Here is a 4,299-nt window from a genome sequence, read left to right on the forward strand (position 1 = left end):
ATCCTGTGAAGCATTAAGAACGCGGCTCCAACGTTTGACGCTTTACAAGTTTACGGCCTGAATGATCGCACCAAGAAAAATGGTAAAGTCAAAACGAAACGTTGTCGTGCTCATGTGACAATCTTAGCAATCGTGTAATCTGAAGCGTTCTGAAAAAACGCGCCTGCAGCGATTTCATAACGATCCGCCGGCAATCCGCGCAGATACACCGCATTTTGTTAGCCTCACTTATCATTTGAAAGTTGGGGACATCAAGTTTGATCACCGATTGCGCAAGCGAGTATTTTTTATTCGCTTGTTGTAAATCGCCCCTTCTCGCCACCGGCATACTGCTTGCATCACCTCTTCGCCATCTCTCGCCGCGACTTACCGAGGAACATGATTTTTAAATGGTTCAATCAGGTGTCGGGGCATTCCGCTTGCTCAAAACGTAATCTCAACCGGATTTGTAATACCGAGCTGGCAGGCACATCGGATTGAGCCGTTTTAGTTTTTCATTCGCCTGCGAACGCTTTTCGAAAATTGCACGCAAAAATCGCCAGGACAGGCGAGGCTGTGAGTTGGCATGGTATCTCCCGCTCACTCGATTGAAAGGATTTCAAGATGATTCGACGTGTACTGTTGTTGGCCGCCGGGGCTGTTTTCATTGTCGTGCAAATTGCACAAGCGCAACTCGATTTTGGGCCTTATGTGCAAAATACCTCGCAGAATAAAGCGGTGGTCATTTGGTATACTAAAAACTCTGAGTCCGGTTTTCTGCGGTACGGCCAGGAGCCTGGCGAGTGGAGCAACACCATGGCCACGCCGTCCGGCACCATGCACCGCGTCGAGGTTTCCAATCTAAATCGCAACACCAAATACTACTATGAAATCGGCGCCGGCAACCAGGTTTATGCCACGGGCGCGCCGTATTTTTTCCGCACACACCCGCGCGTGGGCGCACGCGTTCCGTTTCGCTTTTTTGCCTTTGGCGATTTCGGCGACGGCTCGGATGAGCAACGGGCAACCGCGGCGCAACTGATCCAGCAGGATGCCAAACATCATTTCGCATTGTTGTTGGGCGATATTATTTACAACAGCGGCGGCCGTGAAAATTACCTGAAAGATTATTTCCCGGCTTATCAAGATCTCATCCGGCACAGCGTGTGGTGGCCAACTCTCGGCAATCACGACATCAAATCCAATCAAGGCGCGGCGTATTTTGAATTTTTTGAAACGCCTGCCAACAATCCCGCAAAAGTCGAGAATTACTATTCGTTCGATTACGCCAATGCTCACTTCATTTCACTCGACCGTGAGTTGCTGTTCACGGGCAACGATTTACAACAGCAGTTGGATTGGGTTCGGCAGGATCTCGCTGCCGCCAAAAGCCGCGGTCAAACCTGGCTGATCGCCATGTGGCATCGAGCGCCGTACAGCGCAGGCTCGCATAACGATGATGAAGAAACGCGGGAAGCGTTTGTGCCGATCATGGACGAATTCGGCGTGGACTTAGTGTTGTGCGGCCATTCGCATGTTGCGGAACGCTCGTTTTTGCTGAACAATCACCAAATCGTCAGCCAAAGTTTAAATGCCTATTCCAAAGAAAGCTTCACACCGGGCACGATTTATGTGGTGTCCGGCGCCGGCGGAAAAATTGAAAACGTGGATCCGCACCCGCTTATGGCTTTTCAGCTTGGCAATGTCACGGGCTTCGCAAGCATTTACCTCAACGGCGACACGCTGATCGGCCGGTGGATCGACGATCAAGGCGAGATCAAAGACAAATTCACGATCATCAAAACTGGCGATGATGCGCCGACCAAAATCGAAGCGGGGGTGGAGACGATGACGCCCGGTCGGTTCGCGGTTCATTATCCCAACCCGTTTCATGCCAGCGCGCCTGGCGCGGGGATGCGCCTCGTCTTCAGCATCTCAAGCCCGGCGCCGGTGCAGGCCGCGATTTATGATATGCTTGGCCGTGAAGTGGCGCGACTCAGCAACAACAATTTTTTTCCGGCAGGCCGCCATGAGTTGAGTTGGAGCGGGAGGGACGCGGACGGTAACGTTGCCGCAAAAGGTATTTATTTTTATCGCGTGCAGGCGGGCAATCACATACACACGGCAAAAGTATTGGTTTTGCCGTAAAGAACACCACAACAACTCTCGTCGGACTTTTATTACAGAATTCCGCCTCCCAGATCTCACCGCAGCAAAAAATGCTGTGAAGCGCAAAGCTTTGCCTGCCATAAACCCTTCCCAACAACAGAAAACTAACGCAGCTTTCTGGAACACAGTGAACAAAGCGTGTGACACATGAGACACACGTTGAAAATCCGCTTGCATGTCTAGCGAATCTCAACTATATTTTTGGTGCTTTATTTGCAAGTCTATAACCAACAAGATGGTTCAACTCATGATATTTTTTAGGAGAGTGGGATGAAAAAACGTTGGCTGTTGCTTGGGTGTTGGGGCGTTTTGCTGATCGCCGCGCCGAGCGTGACCTTTGCGCAAAGCATGGAGAAAACCTCGGCAAAGCTCTACATCCAACAAAAAGAATGGGACAAAGCGATCGAGTGGCTGCAAAAGGCTCTCGCGAAAGCTCCGGAAGATGCGCAAACCCATTTTCTTTTGGGGCAGGTGTATGCAGAAAAGGGCCAGTTGATGGAAATGGTGCAGGAATTCGAATTGAGCAAGAAGTACGACACCAAGAACAAATTGAAAAAAGAGAAAAAACAGATGGAGGACATGGTTCGCCATTTCTCCGGCAAGAACTATAACGAGGGTGTCGAAGCGTATAAACAGCAGAACTTCAGCCTGGCGGCGGTAAAGTTTTTGCTGTCAACGCAGCTCGATCCGAATTACACGGATGCGCATCGTAATCTTTCGGTGGCGTATCAATTGGTCGAGCAACAACTGAGGAAAGAAGAACCCTGCGCCGATTGTGTCGAGGGCGCAACCAAATGGGATGCACAAACGCTGCAATGCGTCGACAACAACACCGGCCAGCCCGCCAGCAAGCCGTGCTGCTGCAACAAGGAAGCGTTGCCGGATTTGAAAAACAGAATCATTGCAACCATGGAAACGGTGATCAAGTTGCAGCCGGATTCACTGGTGCACACGCTGGTCCTGGCGGACTACTATCATTCACACGAAAACTACGCCAACAGTTCGGCCCTGTTCGAGCAAGCGTTGCAAAAAAGCCCGGGCAACGGCAAGGTGCTGGCGCGCCTGGCGGACACCTACAACATCATGGGCAAGAAAGAAGAAGCGTTCAAGATGTATGATCAAGCTTTGATGGCGGACCCGGCCAACAAAGATCTGCTCTACAACTTTGGCCAGATGTACTTGAATGGCAATGACTATCCCAATGCGATCATCCAATTCAAAAAGCTGGTGGATTTGGATTCCGAAGATTTTGGCGCGAATTTCTATCTCGGCGTATCCCATTTGAAAATCGCGGAGAATGCGGACAAGCGCGCACGCGACCTGCAAGACGAAGCTTCCGAGAAAAAGAAGAAACCCAACACCGCTGCGATTGATTCGCTGAAAGCGGTCGAAAAGCAGCACTCCGGCGAGGCTGTGCCATTCCTGGAAAAAGCAACGCAAATGCAGGGCGGCGATCAGCCGGCAGTGTGGACCAACCTGGGCATTGCGTATACGCGTTCGGGCGACACCGACAAAGCCAAGGCCGCCTTTGACAAAGCCGAGGCGCTCGAGAAGAATAACAACAACTAACGCCCGCTTATCGGTTTTGACGAAATTGCTTTTGGTTTGAACGACAAAACCCCATTGATCTCCGGAAAGGATTGATGGGGTTTTGTATTGCCGCTTCAAAACATTTTGAAAAAGCGGCGGTCGCTTGGGGCAACTGGAAAGCGATTCTTTATGGGCGTTTTTTTTCAAGCAAAGCCTGACGAATGCTGCCGACGGCGTGTCGTGCCGCAGCGCTGAACCACGCTTCCAAAAACGCTTCGCGCATATCCGCGGCGGTTTTTGTCATTTGAATGATGGCCGCGCTGCGCAGAGCCGTTTTGAGCGGCGCGCACGCCTGCCCGGGATGATCCGTGAATTCTCGTAAACGCGCCAGCGCCGTTTCCAGCAATTGCCCGGGCGCGGTTACTTCGTTGATCAGGCCGAGACGCAAGGCCTCTTCCGGTTGAAATAATTTGCCGCTATACAGCACATACGTTATCGTTTCCGGCGGCAGGCTGAAACGCGAAATTTCCAGGGCCGAAGCTGGCAACGGCAGGCCGAGCTTGATTTCGCTCAACCCGATGACGTTCTTGCCCGTGCTCATGAGACGATAATCACAGGCGA

Annotated in this window: 3 protein-coding genes; 2 read left to right on the plus strand and 1 reads right to left on the minus strand. The window is 51.5% G+C overall.

Features of this window, described 5'->3' with window-relative positions:
- Nucleotides 1-603: 603 nt before the first annotated feature.
- Nucleotides 604-2,127, plus strand: a complete 1,524-nt coding sequence (locus FBQ85_27140; GenBank protein MDL1878809.1) for a T9SS type A sorting domain-containing protein — start codon at nt 604-606, stop codon at nt 2,125-2,127.
- Nucleotides 2,128-2,418: 291 nt separating this feature from the next.
- Nucleotides 2,419-3,717 carry a tetratricopeptide repeat protein gene (locus FBQ85_27145; protein ID MDL1878810.1) on the plus strand — a complete coding sequence of 433 codons (1,299 nt, stop codon included), beginning with the start codon at nt 2,419-2,421 and terminating at the stop codon, nt 3,715-3,717.
- Nucleotides 3,718-3,865: 148 nt separating this feature from the next.
- Here the strand turns inward: FBQ85_27145 and FBQ85_27150 are convergent.
- Nucleotides 3,866-4,299: hypothetical protein (locus tag FBQ85_27150; protein MDL1878811.1), on the minus strand; the 434-nt coding region annotated here is incomplete at its 5' end.

Source organism: Cytophagia bacterium CHB2, assembly GCA_030263535.1.
Classification (GTDB): domain Bacteria; phylum Zhuqueibacterota; class Zhuqueibacteria; order Zhuqueibacterales; family Zhuqueibacteraceae; genus Coneutiohabitans.

Coding starts and splice junctions, on each gene's coding strand:
- FBQ85_27140 (MDL1878809.1), top strand. CDS start 604: ATGATTCGACGTGTACTGTTGTTGGCCGCCGGGGCTGTTTTCATTGTC.
- FBQ85_27145 (MDL1878810.1), top strand. CDS start 2,419: ATGAAAAAACGTTGGCTGTTGCTTGGGTGTTGGGGCGTTTTGCTGATC.